We start from the raw sequence: 15,421 nt of genomic DNA, 5'->3' as shown, positions 1-15,421 counted from the left end.
TCTGCGGTTTCAGCTTTTCCTGCATGTATGTTCCGGTGCGCAGTGCGCACCCTACGTGTGACGATGATCTGAATTGTAGGGTGGGCATTGCCCACCATGAACTTACGGTAACAGTGGCGTTACTCTCCGCCGTTGACCGTGTCATTCACTCCATCGCAAGCCCATTCTTCAGGGTAGATGCCCGCTCTTGCATAGCGATGAAAACTCGAATACGGCCAGTCGGTCACCTTTGATACCATGCCATGTTTTACTGGATTGAAATGGATGTAATCAAGGTGATTCCGGAAATCTCTTTCGTCACGTATCAAGTGTTCCCAGAACCTACCTTGCCAAAGCCCGGACTCTCTGCGAGCGTTTGCTTCGATTGAAGGCAGAATAACTCGTTTGCTTACTCCAGCTTTGATGCGCCCCCATCGTTTGGAAAAATCCTGATCGCCCTCTGGAAGTGTCCACATGCAATGCATGTGGTCGGGAAGTAGTACCCAAGCATCAATCTCGAAAGGTTGTGATTTGCGCACTTCGTTTATAGCCTCCCGCAAAGCAAATCGGAAAGACTCTGTTGTTAGAAGCGGCTGGCGGTTATGGGTAACGACTGTGAAAAAATAACTTCCTCCTGGCACTCCTGCCCGGCGGTAGTTCGGCATACATCACCTCCTTGTGAGTATATTGATTCCACTGAGAAATACTGGTGCGCAGTGCGCACCCTACGTTATCCGAATAGTATCAAAAGTAGTAGGGTGGGTATTATCTACGGGTGCAATTTTGCTAGCGTGTTGGTAAGCCGTTAGCGATAGACAATCTCTATCGCGAGGTTTTAGCTAATGCCTATCACCCTCTTAGAAAAGATTGATTTATCTTATCAGTGCTGAGGCGCTACTATAATCCTGTACTTTGAATTAAGGCGCTTCCGGCACCATATAAGTAGCAGCCAGAAGCCGAATCAACATAAAGGAAACCATCATGCTTGATGCAAACATGAAACAACAGCTGGGCGCATACCTTGATAACCTGCGTAACCCAATTTCACTGCTGGTCGCTGTGGATGGTTCGCCTAAGTCGAATGAGCTGGAAGAGCTGGCGCGTGAGATCGCTGAACTGAACGATAAAATATCGGTCAGCACGACGGAAGAGAAAATTAATGGTCGTGCGCCTGTGATGGCGATTGCGAAAGAAGACAACGCACCGCGTGTATTCTTCGCAGGCATTCCACTGGGTCACGAGTTTACGTCTCTGGTGCTGGCCCTGCTGCAGGCAGGTAGCCATCCTTCGAAGGAAGATCAGGCACTGCAGGATCAGGCGAAAGCACTGACCAAAGAACTGAACTTTGAAGTGTATGTATCGCTGTCTTGCCACAACTGCCCGGATGTCGTTCAGTCGATTAACCTGATGGCGGCTCTGAATCCGAACATCACCGCAACTATGATCGATGGCGGTGTATTTCAGGAAGAAGTGACGAGCAAAGACATCATGGCCGTGCCTGCGCTGTACCTGAACGGTGAGCCCTTGGCGAACGGTAAGCAGACTCTGGCAGATATTATCAATCTGGTGGATGACGATGCCGACGAGAAGGCAGCAGCTGCACTCAAAGACGTTGATCCGTTTGACGTTCTGGTTGTCGGTGGTGGCCCAGCGGGTGCATCGGCTGCTATCTATGCGGCACGTAAGGGCATTCGCACGGGTATTGTTGCAGACCGCTTTGGCGGGCAGGTGGCAGACACAGTGGGTATTGAGAATTTCATCTCTGTACCTTACACCGAAGGGCCGAAGTTGGTGGCGCACCTCGAAGAGCACGTCAAAGAGTACGACGTCGATGTGATGAAGGCTCAGAAAGCCGTCGGCGTTCGCAAAACCGACAGCGGCCTGACTGAGGTCGAGTTGGCGAATGGCGCAGTCTTGAGCGGTAAGTCAGTGATTCTGGCCACAGGCGCTCGCTGGAGAGAAATGAACGTACCGGGTGAACAGGAATACCGTAATAAAGGCGTGGCGTACTGCCCGCACTGTGACGGTCCACTGTTCAAAGGCAAAAAAGTGGCTGTGATTGGCGGTGGTAACTCAGGTATTGAGGCTGCTATTGATCTCGCGGGTATCGTTGAGCACGTAACTGTACTTGAGTTTTCAGACACGCTGCGTGCGGATGCGGTACTGGTGAAGAAAGCAGAGTCTCTGCCTAACGTTGAGATCATCAAGCAGGCAATGACCACAGAAGTACTGGGTGATGGTCAGCGTGTTACCGGTTTGCAGTACAAGGATCGCGAAACAGACCAAACTCATATCGTCGAGCTTGCGGGTATCTTCGTTCAGATTGGTCTGGTGCCGAACACTGAGTTCCTCAAAGACACAGTGACGCTGACAGAACGTGGCGAGGTCGTGATTGATGACCATGGTCAGACCAATATTCCAGGTATCTTTGCCGCTGGTGACTGCACGAATGTACCGTACAAGCAGATCATTATTTCGATGGGGGCCGGTGCAACAGCTGCGCTTGGTGCATTTGATCATCTGATTCGTAACTGATTTTAATTTAAGCACCCTTGCCACTGTTACAGTGGCATTCCTCTGAAAAAGAGGAATAAAAGCCGCAAGACATGGAGTCTTAGCGGCTTTTTTTATGCGTGCTGATTCAAGATAAATAAAGTTCCTGAAAATTAAAAAAATATAATTCGAACTATTTTTTACACAAGTTCTCCGATTACGTACTCGTTTTTATTACGGAGATATTCTATGAAAATGGTCATGAACACACTGACAAAGAAAATGGCAATTTTGGGTATCGCGGGCGCTTGCGCTGCTCCAGTAATGGCCGACCGTGCGATGTATGCCGGTGGCGGCCTGGGGATGGCAGAGCTGGGAGACGACAATGACGTCACCATGCCATACGGTCGTTTTGGTATGTATATTAACGAGAATTTTTCTGGTGAAGTGCGTGCTGGTTTTGGCCTTGACGATGATGGCGTAGAACTGGACAGCCTGTTGGGTGGTTATGTCCGTGGTGGTATTGCCTTATCTGACGTATTTTTTCCATACGCGATTGTCGGTCTGACCCGTGCTGATTACAGTTATGACAATGGCGCCTTCAGTGATTCAGACGATGAAATGGGCCTTTCAATGGGTATTGGCGCAGACTTTAACATCAACGAGCGATTAGAAATTAACGCTGAGTATATGAACTACATCGACGACGATGATGTAGAGCTGGATGCACTTGGGGTTGGTCTGGCCGTGAATTTCTGAGGTATGCTTTGGGGTATGACTGAATCGCATACCTCTCTTACTGCTTCACCTCTGCCTGAGCATAGCTGCCCGCTGTGCGGCGCTGACAACCACTGTCAGCCCGCCGCCTCGGGCTCTTTTGATACCCCATGTTGGTGTATGACTGAGACAATCGGTCAGCATGCACTCAATCAGATTCCCGCTTCAAGGCGGAATAAAGCCTGTCTTTGTCCCTCTTGTGCCACTGCTGGCAATCAAACTCAGCAAAAGTCCAGACATACGTAAAACTGTCATAGTTCGCTGGTATCCCTGACCACTGGTGGAATAGCTGGTTTGGCGTATCAGGTTCGGCCAAATAGCTGCATTGTTCAGACCCTTGGCTTAGGGTGACATGAGCAGTTCTGACGAAAGAGCCTTCGGGTTCTATAGAATAATGACAGTGGCAGCTGAGTTCTGTAGCGACGCCACTCTGAATAGGCAGGGATACTATGTCTGGTACACACTCAGTTCTGGCGCACGTGCAGGAAGCAGAAAACGCGCCGGTCAATACAACCTTTCTGAACGATGTTCTGCGAGGGCTTAGTCAGCCGCAGAAGTCTCTGTCATCCAAATACTTCTACGATGAAGTCGGAGATCATTTGTTTCAGCGTATTATGCGTTGTGACGACTACTATCTGACCCGTTGTGAGATGGAAGTGTTTCGCGAGAAAGCGAACGAGCTGGTGTCCGAGCTGAATATCGACGGAGCCGAATTTGATCTTGTAGAGCTTGGGGCCGGTGACGGAATAAAGACACGTCATCTGCTGCGGTACCTGTCAGAAGCGAATGCTGACTTCCGATACTTACCAGTCGATATTTCTGGTCACATTCTCGATGTGTTGTGCGCGGGTATTCAACAGAATATTTCGGGTATTGATATTCATCCATTCGAAGGCGATTACTTTTCTGCATTGGGGGAAATTGACCGATTTTCTCAACGTCGCAAAGTTGTACTATTTCTCGGCTCTAACATCGGAAACATGCCCATCGAAGACTGCCACACATTCTGCCTGCGCCTTGGCGAACATATGCATCCTGGTGACCTGTTAATTACAGGCTTCGACCTGAAGAAAGATCCGCGAACGATTCTTAAAGCCTACGATGACAGCGAAGGTCTGACACGGGATTTTAACCTCAATTTATTGCATCGTATCAATCATGAGCTCGGGGCTGATTTTAAACTGGACTCTTTCGAAGACTACCAGACGTACAACCCGGTAAGCGGTGCCTGTCAGAGCTATCTGATCAGTCAGAAAAGTCAGACCGTCACCATTGCTGGGCATCGGGTAGCCTTCGAAAAGCACGAGCCGATCTTCATGGAAGTCTCACGGAAGTTCAGCCTGGCAGAAGTGGATGATCTGGCTGTGACCACCGGATATTCACCAGTAAAACATTGTCTGGATAGCAAGGGCTGGTTCGTTAACGCCGTCTGGATAAAGAACTGATGACAGACCTGTTGAATCAATATCGCATGGTCCGGGCTGCTTCTAAGTCGATATGTCGGAATCTCGCTGCTGAAGACTATGTTGTTCAGCCTGTTATCGATGTGAGCCCTCCGAAATGGCATCTGGCGCACACCAGTTGGTTCTTTGAGACCTTTATTCTTTCACCGCACTCTTCCGGCTATCAGGTATTTCATCCCGCGTGGGGATATCTGTTTAACAGTTATTACGAAACGGTAGGCGAGCGCGTACCGAGAGCAGACCGGGGAAATCTGAGCCGTCCAACGGTCGACGAAGTCTACGCATATCGGAGTTACGTTGATGAGGCCATGGCTCAGTTTCTCGAACAAAGTAGTCTCTCTTCCGAGCTCGAAGCATTGATCGTCCTCGGCCTGAACCACGAGCAGCAGCATCAGGAACTTTTGATTACGGATATTAAATATATCCTTGGCCATAACCCCTTGTACCCATCTCTGGAAGTACCTGAACTGCGATCGGCTCAGGCTGTCGCCTCCGAGTTAACAGAGCAGTGGTCTGCCGTGGGAGGTGGTGTTTATTCGGTGGGCGTCCCGGCCAGTCATAAAGGGTTTTCGTTTGATAACGAACGTAGCGCGCACAAACAGTACATCGAAGATTTTGAAATACGTCGCTCTTTAGTTACCAACCGCGAGTACCTGGCCTTTATAGAAGACGGTGGGTACCAAGAGTTTGATTTATGGCACTCCGACGGGTGGAGTTGGGTGCAGGAAACGAATGCTGTTGCGCCTCTGTATTGGCAGAAACTTGATAATGAATGGATGACTTACGACTTCAATGGATTGCGTCCTATTCAACCTGACCTGCCAGTGGTGCATGTAAACTTCTATGAAGCATCGGCGTTCGCAGCATGGAAAGGCTGCCGCTTACCAACCGAGTCTGAATGGGAAGTCGCTTCTCATAAGATTCAGTGGGGCGAGTGCTGGGAGTGGACTAATAGTGCCTACTTACCTTACCCGGGTTTCAGCACAGCCAGCGGCGCTGTTGGCGAGTACAATGGTAAGTTTATGGTGAATCAGATGGTGCTGCGGGGGAGTTCAGTCGCGACGCCAGAAGGGCACAGCAGAAAGACCTACCGCAACTTCTTCCAACCCTGGCTGCAGTGGCAATATATGGGAATTCGTTTAGTGCGTTGAGCAATGTTTTGTCACGCTTGCTTCTTTAGCGGCTTGGTGTAATCTCACGCTTCGAAATTCGTTAATTAAGAGCTAGTTTTCATGCCTAAGGCCAGTGAAATTAAAAAGAATGCTGCGGTTGAGTACAACGGCAGCGTGTACTTCGTAAAAGACATCGAGCGTTCTGTGCCGCAGGGCCGTGCCGGTGGTTCTATCTACCGCATGCGTATGTACGATGTAGTGACTGGCGCTAAGCTGGATGAATCCTTCAAAGACAGCGATATGCTGAATCTGGCAGATCTGGTACGTCGCCCGGTGACTCTGTCGTACATTGATGGTGACGAGTACAACTTCATGGATTCTGAAGACTTCACCATGTACCCGCTGAACAAAGAGTCGATCGCTGAAGAGTCGATGTTCATCAATGAGGAAACTCAGGGCCTTCAGGTTGTAGTACTGAATGATTCTGCGGTGGGTGTTGATCTACCGACGATCGTTGAGTTAGTGATCGTTGAGACTGCGCCTGCAATGAAAGGTGCGTCGGCGACATCCCGTACTAAACCCGCGACGCTGAGTACAGGTTTAGTCGTGCAGGTGCCTGAGCATATCGCAGAGGGCGACCGCATTAAGGTGAACACCGATGAAAGCAAGTTCACAGGTCGTGCTAACTGATCTGAGTTTCTTTCATATAGAGCCCGGATTATCCGGGCTTTTTTGTCTCTGAGGCGTGGATATACTTTGGCTTCAATATTTCTCAAAAAGCCGCCGATGCAAGCGGTACGTGGTGACTTACGTGTCGGTGACTTTTTAGACCTTCCACCTGAAATACGGTCTCCCGGACAATCGTTACTTGTCTTCGTGCGGCATACAGGCTGCCCTTTTGCTGAGCGAGATATCAAACGTGCGCGTGCCTGGGCGGCAGAGAACCCAGAGGTTCAGGTGATTGTGGTTACGCATGGTGACGAGGGGCTGCGCGACACCTGGGTGGCAGATATTGGCGGCGCCGAGGGGCTGACGCTTTATCATGATCCTGAGCGTTGTCTTTATGGCCAGGCAGGCCTGGGCTTCAGCGCTGCGTCTCATTTTATGGGCTTTCCCTCGTTATTGGGCGTCATGCGCTTATGGCGAGAGGGCACCCGAAACCGAAGTGCATCAGGAACCCGCTGGCAGCGTGCGGGCGTTTTGCTACTCAAGGATGGCAAGCTGGTCTGGAGGAATATTCCTGAATCTGCCGAGGGCTTCCGTTTGCCTCAAAAGTCTTCGTGCGGAAAGTAGTGGCTCTGCTTGTCGAACTGTCGGCTGAACTCCCCTGCGTTCTGTTGAATATACTCCACAAAGGCCCGTGCTGCTGGCGTCAGGCTTTTGTTCGCTGGGTGTACAAGGCACCAGCTACGGCGCAGTGGAAAGTGGTCAATGGGCAGAATCTGCAAGGTGCCCAGCTGAAGTTCTGGCAAGATACTCAGCTTCGGTAGCACAGCGACGCCAAGGCCGGCGATGACCGCATGCTTGATTGCATCGTTTGAGCCCAGAATCATCGCTTCGGGTATCTTCAGTTTCGTTTCATGGCAATGAACTTCAAGAGCCAGGCGGCTACCAGAGCCAGCTTCGCGCATCAGTAACCGGCTGCTTAAAAACTCTTCGGCACTGACGGCTTGTTGGCCGAGTAGGGGATGCTCTGCCGGTGCAACTGCCACCAGTTCGTTATCCAGAAATGGAATCGAGATCAGCCCCTTGCCGTCTGGCACCATCCCCATAATGACAAGGTCGTCGACATTGTCACTTAAGCGCTCGATTGCTGTTGCCCTATTAACTACCCGTACGCTGATCCGCACGTCAGGGTTCTTATCGAGAAAGGGGCGCATCAGGTAGGGCACGACGTATTGAGCAGTATTGACCGCAGTAATGCGCAGTTCGCCTGCCACCCGCCCTTCGAGCGCCGCAAGCTCTGTTTGCAGATCGAGGATCTCTGCGAAGATACCTTTGACCGCGTCGTACATGCGCTCGCCAGCCGCGGTGGTGTAAAGCTTGCGCCCGATGTACTCGAACAGAGAGGTGCCCAGCGCTTGCTCCAGCTGTCGTACCTGGCTGCTCACGGCAGGTTGCGTCAGGCCGAGCAGATCCCCTGCCTGGCTATAGCTGCGCAGGTCATAGACGGCTTTATAAACCTGGAGCTGGCGAAAGGTCAGGCGGCTGGCGAGTTTCTGGATTGTGAGGGGCATCAAAGGTCTCTATAAGGTTAAGCTTATGGATGGTAGTAAATATATCAGTTTTGATTTTGTTGTACGGACTTATAATGCAGCTAAGGCGACAGATAAAGCAGACAAGCGTGTGTGGGCTATGTTGTGAAGTGGCAAAATCATTTAGGCTACGCAACCCTGAAGAAGAGGTAAGACAGTGAAAGACGTTATCAATGGTGTGCTCAATTTCCGCAAGAATGTTTATCCTGAGCGGAAAGACCTCTTTGGTACCCTCGCGGGAGGGCAAAGCCCGGATTTCCTCTTTATTACCTGCTCCGACTCGCGGATTGATCCTAACCTGCTGACAGGGTCCGATCCTGGAGACCTGTTTATCTGTCGCAATGCCGGCAATATCATCCCGCCTCATTCCAACGAAACAGGGGGGATGACTGCCTCTATCGAGTATGCCGTGGCTGTACTCGGAGTGCGCCATATTATCGTCTGCGGTCACACAGATTGCGGCGCGGTTAAGGGGGCTCTGGATATGGATGGCCTGAATGGTCTGCCTCACGTTAAAGAGTGGCTGGGGCACTGCCGCTCAGCCATGGAGATTGTGCGAGAGCGTAATGGCATTGAAAGTGGAGCCTGCCTGGACAATCAGCATCTCAATGAAGCCATTGAAGAGAACGTTCTGCAGCAGGTTCAGCACCTGCGTACACATCCGGTTGTCGCTGCCAAACTTGCCACTGGTAAGGTAGAGATTCACGGTTGGGTGTACAATATCGAGACTGGCGGTATTCGCTGCTCCTCAGAAACAGGTAACTCTTTCGAAAATTTTGAAACCCGGTACCAGAAAGAGATCTCCGAACTTAAGTGACGAAAGTCATTATTTTATGTAACAAAATGGGCCATTGTTTCTGTGGCTCGTTTTATCCATTGGCTATGGCCTGAAAAGGCGTAAACTCCCCAATTAGTCAATAGACAAATTCCAGTTTACTTAACGGTTGTTTATTTTCTTGTCATCAAAGTGATGACGTCAGATGGTGGGGCGCTGCCCCGATAATAAAAATAATAAGAAAATAGCTCACACTACGTCTGCGCGCCTGTTGATGGCGATTCTCGAGGTGGTGGTGTTTCTGACTCTCTTATTATTTTTGTTGTCGCACTGGGATATCTCCCTCTTGTCGCCTTTCTGACACTGCTTGAACAATAAAATAAATGAGCCCTATCAAAAGGGACAGGAGTTCTCACTATGTCAGCGAACAAAGCAGCGCAGAAGAAACTGCCTCCAATCAAGATGCGCTTCAAAAAGCGTGAAGACATTACCCTGGATGAGTGCCTGGGAATGTACAAACTGTTTAAGGTGTACTATCAGAACACCCCGTTTGAGCAGTTTCTGGAAGATTTTTCTAACAAAACAGGGGCACACATTGCCAAGCGCAAAACCGATGGCAAAGTCGTAGGTTTCTCGACCGGCGTTGCTCGCACCATCGAAGTTGACGGTAAGCCTGCCCGCATTCTGTTCAGTGGTGACACAGTGATGTCGAAAGAATACTGGGGTCACTCTGCTTTCCCGCAGTCGTTCTTCCGTTGGTTACTGTCAGAGCGTCTTCGTCACCCGACGCTGCCGATGTACTGGTTCCTGATTTCTATGGGATATCGCACCTACCTTATTTTGGCAAACAACTTTTACAAGTATTATCCGAACATTGATGGTGACGATCCGCAGCTGAAGAATGTTGCATTTACAGCAGCGGATAACATCTTCCCGGGTGCCCTGAACCGCGAAACGGGTTTGCTGGATTTCGGTGAAGATGCCTGTGCGCTCTCAGACTTTGTGACGCCAATTACAGAGAAAGAACGTGCTGTTCCCAAGATTGCTTTCTTTGAAAGCCGTAATCCGGGTTGGCACAAGGGCGATGAAATGGCCTGCGTTGGTTCAATGGATTGGGGTTCGTTTGGCCGGATTATCCTGGATGCGCGTCGCACACTCTTCAAGAAGGGTACTCGTAAGACGAAGAAGCAGGCGAGTTCGGCAGAGGTTAACCACAAGCCTGAGAACATTGAGGTGACCGTCGACGATATTTACAACAAAGAGTCTGACAGCAGAACTGCCTGATATCTTTGTGAACTCCTGAAAAAGCCCGGCTGTTTTGCAGCCGGGCTTTTTTATTTTCGGCTTGTTGCAGACTCAGCCTGGATAGCGCTGACGCAGATATTCGAACATGGCTCTCATGCCCATAGCTTCACCGCCTACAGGCTTGCCGCGAAGGGCGCGACGATTCCAGGCCATCACGTCGAAATGCACCCATGGGGTTTCTTCGACGAATGCTTCCAGATAAAGCGCTGCGGTAATTGCACCCCCAAAGGGCCCGGGAACTGAGTTCACCATATCGGCAACTTCGCTGTGCAGGGCTTCTTTGTACATGCGGAATAATGGCAGGTTCCAGACAGGGTCTGACACTTTTTCACCGGCCTGCATAAGGTCGCCAGCCAGCTGCTTCTGATTGGTGAAAAAGCCGGGCAGATCGGTCCCGAGCGCAACACGGCATGCGCCGGTCAGTGTTGCAAAGTCGATCATCAGGTCTGGCTTCTCGCTGGCACCTTCGAACAAGGCGTCACACAGTACCAGGCGCCCTTCGGCGTCGGTATTATCAATCTCGACGGTTAACCCCTTACGTGTAGGGATGACATCGCCGGGTCGGAAAGCGTTGCCGCTGACAGCGTTCTCAGCCGCAGGAATAAGCAGTCGCAGGCGCACAGGGAGCTTGTTCGCCATGATCAGGTAGGCAAGGCCAATGGTGTGTGCTGCGCCACCCATGTCTTTTTTCATCAGACGCATTGAGTCGCCTGGTTTCATGTTCAGGCCGCCGCTGTCGAAGCAGATTCCTTTGCCGACCAGTGTAACCTTAGGGTGGTCTTGGTTTCCCCAGGTCAGATCAATCAGGCGCGGGTCATGTTCGCTGGCGCGGCCTACCGCGTGGATCATCGGGTAGTTCTGCTCAAGTAATTCTGAGCCTACGACATCCCGTACCTTTGCTCCGAACTCATCAGCCAGCGAATGAACGGCAGAGGAAATATTCTGCGGCATCATGTCAGACGCTGGCGTATTAATGAGATCACGCACGCGCTTAGTGCCTTCGATCAGGCGACCAGCTTCCTCGATGACGGCTTCATTATTCAGCGCCAGTTTTGCGGTCGCGGCAGGTTTCTCTGTGTAACGATCAAATCGATAAGCGCCTACGCCCCAGCCAAAAGCCAGAGCCAAGAGGCTTTCATCTGAGAGTTCAGAAACGGGGGTGTATGTACCAGCAGGCAGTGCACTGGAGAGATTGCCGCAGACGAAGAAGTCCTCGGTCGATTCAACAACACACAAAACGCTATCAATACTGCCACTTGATGACGGAATGACCGTATGCCCTGAGCCGGCGTAGCCTGAGTGCAAAAGCCATTGCTTGACGTATTCTGGCTGGTCATCAAGCCAGTTGGCGTAATGCTCTTTTTCTATCAGGTGAAGGGGCGTACCTTCCTGGCTATGCATCAGTACTGCAGACATCATTATTTCCTGTTTCTGGGTATTCGCTAGTTAGTATAGGAGTATAACAAGGGGAACAGAACCAGACAGACATTCGTGGCTCGGGTAAACTAAGCCGCGTTTATTCTGGGCCTTCGGAGGCAGAATGTGGGATGAGATAGGCGGTGGCTTTCTGATAGGAGCCGCTGCGTCTTTGCTCTGGATAGGAATCGGCCGGATCAGTGGTATGACCGGGGTACTCTCTAGCGTATTTATGCTCAGGGACACCGGGCGCCACTGGGCGCTGGCGTTTCTTGCTGGGCTGCTGGTCGCCTAGCCAATTATGCAGGCAGTGGGGTATTCAACACCCATTAACATTACTGATGATTCGGTGCTTCTGGTCTCAGCAGGGCTGCTTGTTGGGTTTGGTACATACATCGGCAATGGCTGTACCAGTGGTCATGGAGTGTGCGGCATGGGGCGGCTTTCCTTCCGCTCTTTTGTGGCGACATTGACCTTTATTGGCGCGGGTATCGTGACAGTTGCGGTGATGAATGCGCTGGGGATGGGGTTATGAAGCATGTAATACCTTTTTTGAGCGGTCTCCTGTTTGGCTTAGGCCTGCTGCTCTCGGGGATGAATGATCCTCAGAAGGTACGCGGATTTCTGGATATATTCGGAAATTGGCAGCCTGAGCTGATCGCGGTGATGGGAGGTGCTGTTGTGACTTTCTTTATTGTTTTTCAGGTGAGTAAAACACGGGCTCGGCCACTGTTCGCTCCGAGCTTTCATCTGCCGAGCTTGCAGGCGATTGATTTTCGTCTGATGTCTGGTGCGATTATGTTCGGAGCAGGGTGGGGGCTGGTAGGTCTGTGTCCGGGTCCTGCTTTGGTGGATATTCTCTCGGGAAATGAGAGCGTGCTTATTTTCGTGGGGGCGCTGATTGCCGGTAACCGGCTGGCTCACTATGTGGTGGGGCCGGTAAAAAGTAGCTGAAGGGGGAAATCAGAATTAGCTATCGGGCCATTAGTTAATATCTGTTTCTGCTTTGGGGGAATCCGCGGTTAACTATCAGAACAGATAACCGGGAGCAGCACCCATGCAACACATATCTCATTCCGCTTTATTTATATTGTCCGTATTCAGCGAGCCTCATCTTTGCACTGATGAGGCGGCTGTTGCTGACTTAAAGAACGCGTGACAGGAACTCTTCGGCGTCTTTTACAGACTGTTCCGGAATTTCTTCCATCGGAACATGGCCAACGCCAGGGTAGGTGATTAATTCCGACCCTTTGATGTCACGGTGAAACAGTGGTGCATTCTTCGGTGTGATCCAGATGTCTTTCTCGCCCCACTGAATCAGTGTGGGTGCTGTTACGTCAGAAACCCGCTCGGGCGTCATATTGTCGAGTTCTTCGAAAACTTTCAACAGCGACAGAGGGTTGCCTTTGTGTAGCATCATATCCTGATAGCATGGGATCTTTTCTTCGGCTATGCGGCGTTTGTCGCCATACACTTCACCGAGAATATATCTGACGACAAACTGGGGTGTCGCTACGCGCACCAGATGGCGCAGGTAAGGAGTGGTGAATAACTTCATGATCAGAGGCAGCTGCATCGGATAGCCCGCCGCATCCAGTAACACCAGAGCCTGAACTTTGTACGGGTGCTCCGCCGCAAAACTCCATGAAATGTAGCCACCCAGTGAGTTGCCTATAAGCACCACTTTATCGAGCTGCAGGTGCTCCGTCAGTGCATTGATGCGGTCTACGATGCCTTCGATGGAGGTATCGCCATCAGTGATCGCGCCGCTGAGGCCAAAGCCTGGCACATCGAGGCGAACAATCCGGTACTTCCCCTTCAGGTGATCTACCCAGCCATCCCATGTCTGTAGTGAGGCCATAATGCCGTGCAGCAGGACGAGTACGGGAGCGTTCTCGTCCTGATTGCCCTCTATGCGGTAGTGAATATTGTCACCGCGGTAATGAAAGAACCGGGAGTTATCGTTGGTGTAGATCTCGGCGAGTTCGGCTGTACTCAGTTTGGTCAGGCCCAGATAACGCATCAATGACATGCTGCTTTCCTTTGTTTTTGGATCACACGAAGCATGCCCGTCTCCGAGGAGGGCGGGTAGGTTGAATAGCGACAGCATTGACTTCGAAATTGTCATCGTTTTGTCAGATGAGGGCCATCTGACTGTCATTTGCAGAGGGTTTACTGTGCGCGTCAGTCACAGAATGAGCCGATGATATGCCTCTGTCTCGCAGGGAGTTTCTGATTGATAGCCTGGCCAGTGGATTTCTATTTCCTGGTGGAAAAGATCAGAGAAAACAGGCTGGATTTCCTTTCCGTCACGGTATTGCCAGTGGCGACCCTCTGACTGACGCCATCATCCTCTGGACCCGAGTAAGCCCGCAGGATGACACTGATGTTGTGGCTTATCGCTGGGTAGTCGCAACCGATCGATCTCTCACAAACGTAGTAGCGTCGGGTGAAGGCCTGACGTCTATCGAGAGAGATTTCACGGTTAAGCACGATGTGCGGGGCTTGTTACCGGGGACAACCTACTTCTATGCGTTCTATGCTCGTGGTCACTGGTCAGATACAGGTCGATTCCGGACACTGCCTGAGGGGAACGTCGAGCATCTGAGACTCGCTTTTACCTCCTGTTCCAATTACGCCGCGGGTTACTTTAACGTATATCGCGAGTTGTCTCATCGTCATGATCTTGATGTTGTTCTGCATCTGGGCGACTACATTTACGAATACGCCAATATCGAAGAATCACTGGCATCCGGCCGGGTTAATGAGCCGCTCGGTGAAACTGTCTCACTGGAAGACTATCGGGCTCGCCATGCTTCTTATAAAGCCGACAAAGATCTTCAGGCAGCCCATCGCCAGCACGCTTTTATCGCGATATGGGATGACCACGAAGTTGCGAACAACGCCTGGCAGGGGGGTGCGGCTAATCATTCGTTAACCCAGGGGGAGTGGGGACAACGTTTAAGCGCCGCAGTACAGGCTTACTACGAATGGATGCCGGTTCGTGAAATCAGTCATACGGGCAGACTTGCGTTGTATCGTGGGTATCGCTTCGGAAACCTGCTGGACCTTTCTGTACTGGATACCCGTCTTGCCGGAAGAGACGCGCCCGTAGATACCCCTGATGCCATCAACGCAGAAGAGAGAACCCTGTTGGGCGCCGAGCAGGAAATCTGGTTAGAGAGTCGCCTTGCCTCGGCACAGCAGGAAGGCGTGACCTGGAAGTTGTTAGGCCAGCAAGTGATGATGCACCAATTCGGTTTGGCCGAGCAGCCATTTAATTATGATCAATGGGATGGTTATCCGGCGGCACGCCGTCGACTATTCGAATGTATTCGTCGGCACAATGTAGAAAATTTTGGTGTGCTCACCGGTGATATTCATTCAGGATGGGCAATGACACTCAATGATGACCCATTTGTTTCAACCGAAACTCCGATAGGCTTCGAACTGGTCACGCCTGCGGTAACATCACCAGGAATCAGTAATAAAACGACGGCTGCATTAGCGGGCTCGTCGTTAATGCAGGTAATGCCTCATCTGAAATTCATCGATTTTTACTATCGCGGATTTGTATTGCTCGATATTACCCATGAGCATTTGCAGGCTGAATGGTGGGTGGTGAATCGTGTCGACAGTCCACGCTATGACTCTGCCTGTATGAAAGCGCTGAAACTGAACCGTGGAGAATACCGCTATATCGAATCTCAGCCAGTAAAACCTGAGATGTCCTCAATGGAATTGGCTGATTTTTCAGGCGATCTTTCTTATCTGAGAAATTGGTCTGCGGGGGATGAACTGGCAGCAACCGATATGATTGCTGCGTTACATCCGGGGAATTAAACC

General features: G+C 51.0%; 17 protein-coding genes. 13 read left to right on the top strand and 4 right to left on the bottom strand.

The window, feature by feature from the left end; translation table 11 throughout:
* Positions 1-119: 119 nt before the first annotated feature.
* Positions 120-644: an REP-associated tyrosine transposase gene (locus tag B2R29_RS07480; RefSeq protein WP_301180465.1), complete on the bottom strand. Its 525-nt coding sequence runs from the start codon at positions 642-644 to the stop codon at positions 120-122.
* Between the two features lie 316 nt (positions 645-960).
* Here B2R29_RS07480 and ahpF point away from each other — a divergent pair, with 316 nt between their 5' ends.
* The 7 genes from ahpF to B2R29_RS07450 all read left to right on the top strand — a co-directional run bounded on the left by ahpF (position 961) and on the right by B2R29_RS07450 (position 7,117).
* Positions 961-2,514: an alkyl hydroperoxide reductase subunit F gene (ahpF, locus tag B2R29_RS07475; RefSeq protein ID WP_301180464.1), complete on the top strand. Its 1,554-nt coding sequence runs from the start codon at positions 961-963 to the stop codon at positions 2,512-2,514.
* A 207-nt stretch (positions 2,515-2,721) separates the two neighbouring features.
* Positions 2,722-3,231: a porin family protein gene (locus B2R29_RS07470; RefSeq protein WP_068434630.1), complete on the top strand. Its 510-nt coding sequence runs from the start codon at positions 2,722-2,724 to the stop codon at positions 3,229-3,231.
* Between the two features lie 3 nt (positions 3,232-3,234).
* Positions 3,235-3,495 carry a cysteine-rich CWC family protein gene (locus B2R29_RS16945; protein WP_374047330.1) on the top strand — a complete coding sequence of 87 codons (261 nt, stop codon included), beginning with the start codon at positions 3,235-3,237 and terminating at the stop codon, positions 3,493-3,495.
* A gap of 203 nt (positions 3,496-3,698) precedes the next feature.
* A complete protein-coding gene (locus tag B2R29_RS07465; RefSeq protein WP_301180463.1) occupies positions 3,699-4,694 on the top strand; it encodes an L-histidine N(alpha)-methyltransferase in 996 nt (331 codons plus the stop codon).
* On the top strand, positions 4,694-5,863 hold the full coding sequence (gene egtB / locus B2R29_RS07460) for an ergothioneine biosynthesis protein EgtB (protein WP_301180462.1): 1,170 nt from the start codon (positions 4,694-4,696) through the stop codon (positions 5,861-5,863). Before B2R29_RS07465 ends, egtB begins: the two co-directional genes overlap by 1 nt.
* A gap of 81 nt (positions 5,864-5,944) precedes the next feature.
* Entirely contained in the window at positions 5,945-6,514 is a 570-nt protein-coding gene (gene yeiP / locus B2R29_RS07455; protein WP_301180461.1) for an elongation factor P-like protein YeiP, read from the top strand.
* A gap of 66 nt (positions 6,515-6,580) precedes the next feature.
* Complete coding sequence (locus B2R29_RS07450) at positions 6,581-7,117, top strand: AhpC/TSA family protein (protein ID WP_301180460.1); 537 nt, start codon at positions 6,581-6,583, stop codon at positions 7,115-7,117.
* On the opposite strand, the gene B2R29_RS07445 is transcribed toward B2R29_RS07450, so the two are convergent.
* Positions 7,093-8,061, bottom strand: a complete 969-nt coding sequence (locus tag B2R29_RS07445; protein WP_301180459.1) for a LysR family transcriptional regulator — start codon at positions 8,059-8,061, stop codon at positions 7,093-7,095. The two genes, B2R29_RS07450 and B2R29_RS07445, sit on opposite strands and share 25 nt — an antisense overlap.
* 175 nt (positions 8,062-8,236) lie before the next feature.
* On the opposite strand from B2R29_RS07445, the gene B2R29_RS07440 reads away from it, so the two are divergent.
* Positions 8,237-8,896 (top strand): carbonic anhydrase, encoded by a 660-nt coding sequence (locus tag B2R29_RS07440; protein WP_301180458.1) that lies wholly within the window; start codon positions 8,237-8,239, stop codon positions 8,894-8,896.
* Between the two features lie 375 nt (positions 8,897-9,271).
* Positions 9,272-10,138 (top strand): hypothetical protein, encoded by an 867-nt coding sequence (locus B2R29_RS07435; protein WP_301180457.1) that lies wholly within the window; start codon positions 9,272-9,274, stop codon positions 10,136-10,138.
* Positions 10,139-10,210: 72 nt separating this feature from the next.
* Here B2R29_RS07435 and B2R29_RS07430 read toward each other — a convergent pair whose 3' ends face one another.
* Positions 10,211-11,578: a leucyl aminopeptidase family protein gene (locus tag B2R29_RS07430; protein WP_301180456.1), complete on the bottom strand. Its 1,368-nt coding sequence runs from the start codon at positions 11,576-11,578 to the stop codon at positions 10,211-10,213.
* A gap of 121 nt (positions 11,579-11,699) precedes the next feature.
* Between B2R29_RS07430 and B2R29_RS07425 the strand changes: the two genes are divergently transcribed.
* The 3 genes from B2R29_RS07425 to B2R29_RS07415 are packed head-to-tail and all read left to right on the top strand — an operon-like array spanning position 11,700 to position 12,529.
* Positions 11,700-11,870 carry a hypothetical protein gene (locus B2R29_RS07425; protein WP_301180455.1) on the top strand — a complete coding sequence of 57 codons (171 nt, stop codon included), beginning with the start codon at positions 11,700-11,702 and terminating at the stop codon, positions 11,868-11,870.
* 6 nt (positions 11,871-11,876) lie between these two features.
* Complete coding sequence (locus B2R29_RS07420) at positions 11,877-12,110, top strand: YeeE/YedE family protein (RefSeq protein WP_301180454.1); 234 nt, start codon at positions 11,877-11,879, stop codon at positions 12,108-12,110.
* A complete protein-coding gene (locus tag B2R29_RS07415) occupies positions 12,107-12,529 on the top strand; it encodes a DUF6691 family protein (RefSeq protein ID WP_301180453.1) in 423 nt (140 codons plus the stop codon). Before B2R29_RS07420 ends, B2R29_RS07415 begins: the two co-directional genes overlap by 4 nt.
* Before the next feature lie 190 nt (positions 12,530-12,719).
* Here the strand turns inward: B2R29_RS07415 and B2R29_RS07410 are convergent, their stop codons facing one another.
* Positions 12,720-13,607: an alpha/beta fold hydrolase gene (locus B2R29_RS07410; protein WP_301180452.1), complete on the bottom strand. Its 888-nt coding sequence runs from the start codon at positions 13,605-13,607 to the stop codon at positions 12,720-12,722.
* Between the two features lie 176 nt (positions 13,608-13,783).
* Between B2R29_RS07410 and B2R29_RS07405 the strand changes: the two genes are divergently transcribed.
* Positions 13,784-15,418: an alkaline phosphatase D family protein gene (locus B2R29_RS07405; protein WP_301180451.1), complete on the top strand. Its 1,635-nt coding sequence runs from the start codon at positions 13,784-13,786 to the stop codon at positions 15,416-15,418.
* Positions 15,419-15,421: the final 3 nt, after the last annotated feature.

Origin of the sequence: Thalassolituus sp. UBA3500, assembly GCF_002377545.1 — a bacterium.
Taxonomy (GTDB): Bacteria; Pseudomonadota; Gammaproteobacteria; order Pseudomonadales; family Oceanobacteraceae; genus Thalassolituus.
This window is presented reverse-complemented; position numbering and strand designations above follow the sequence as displayed.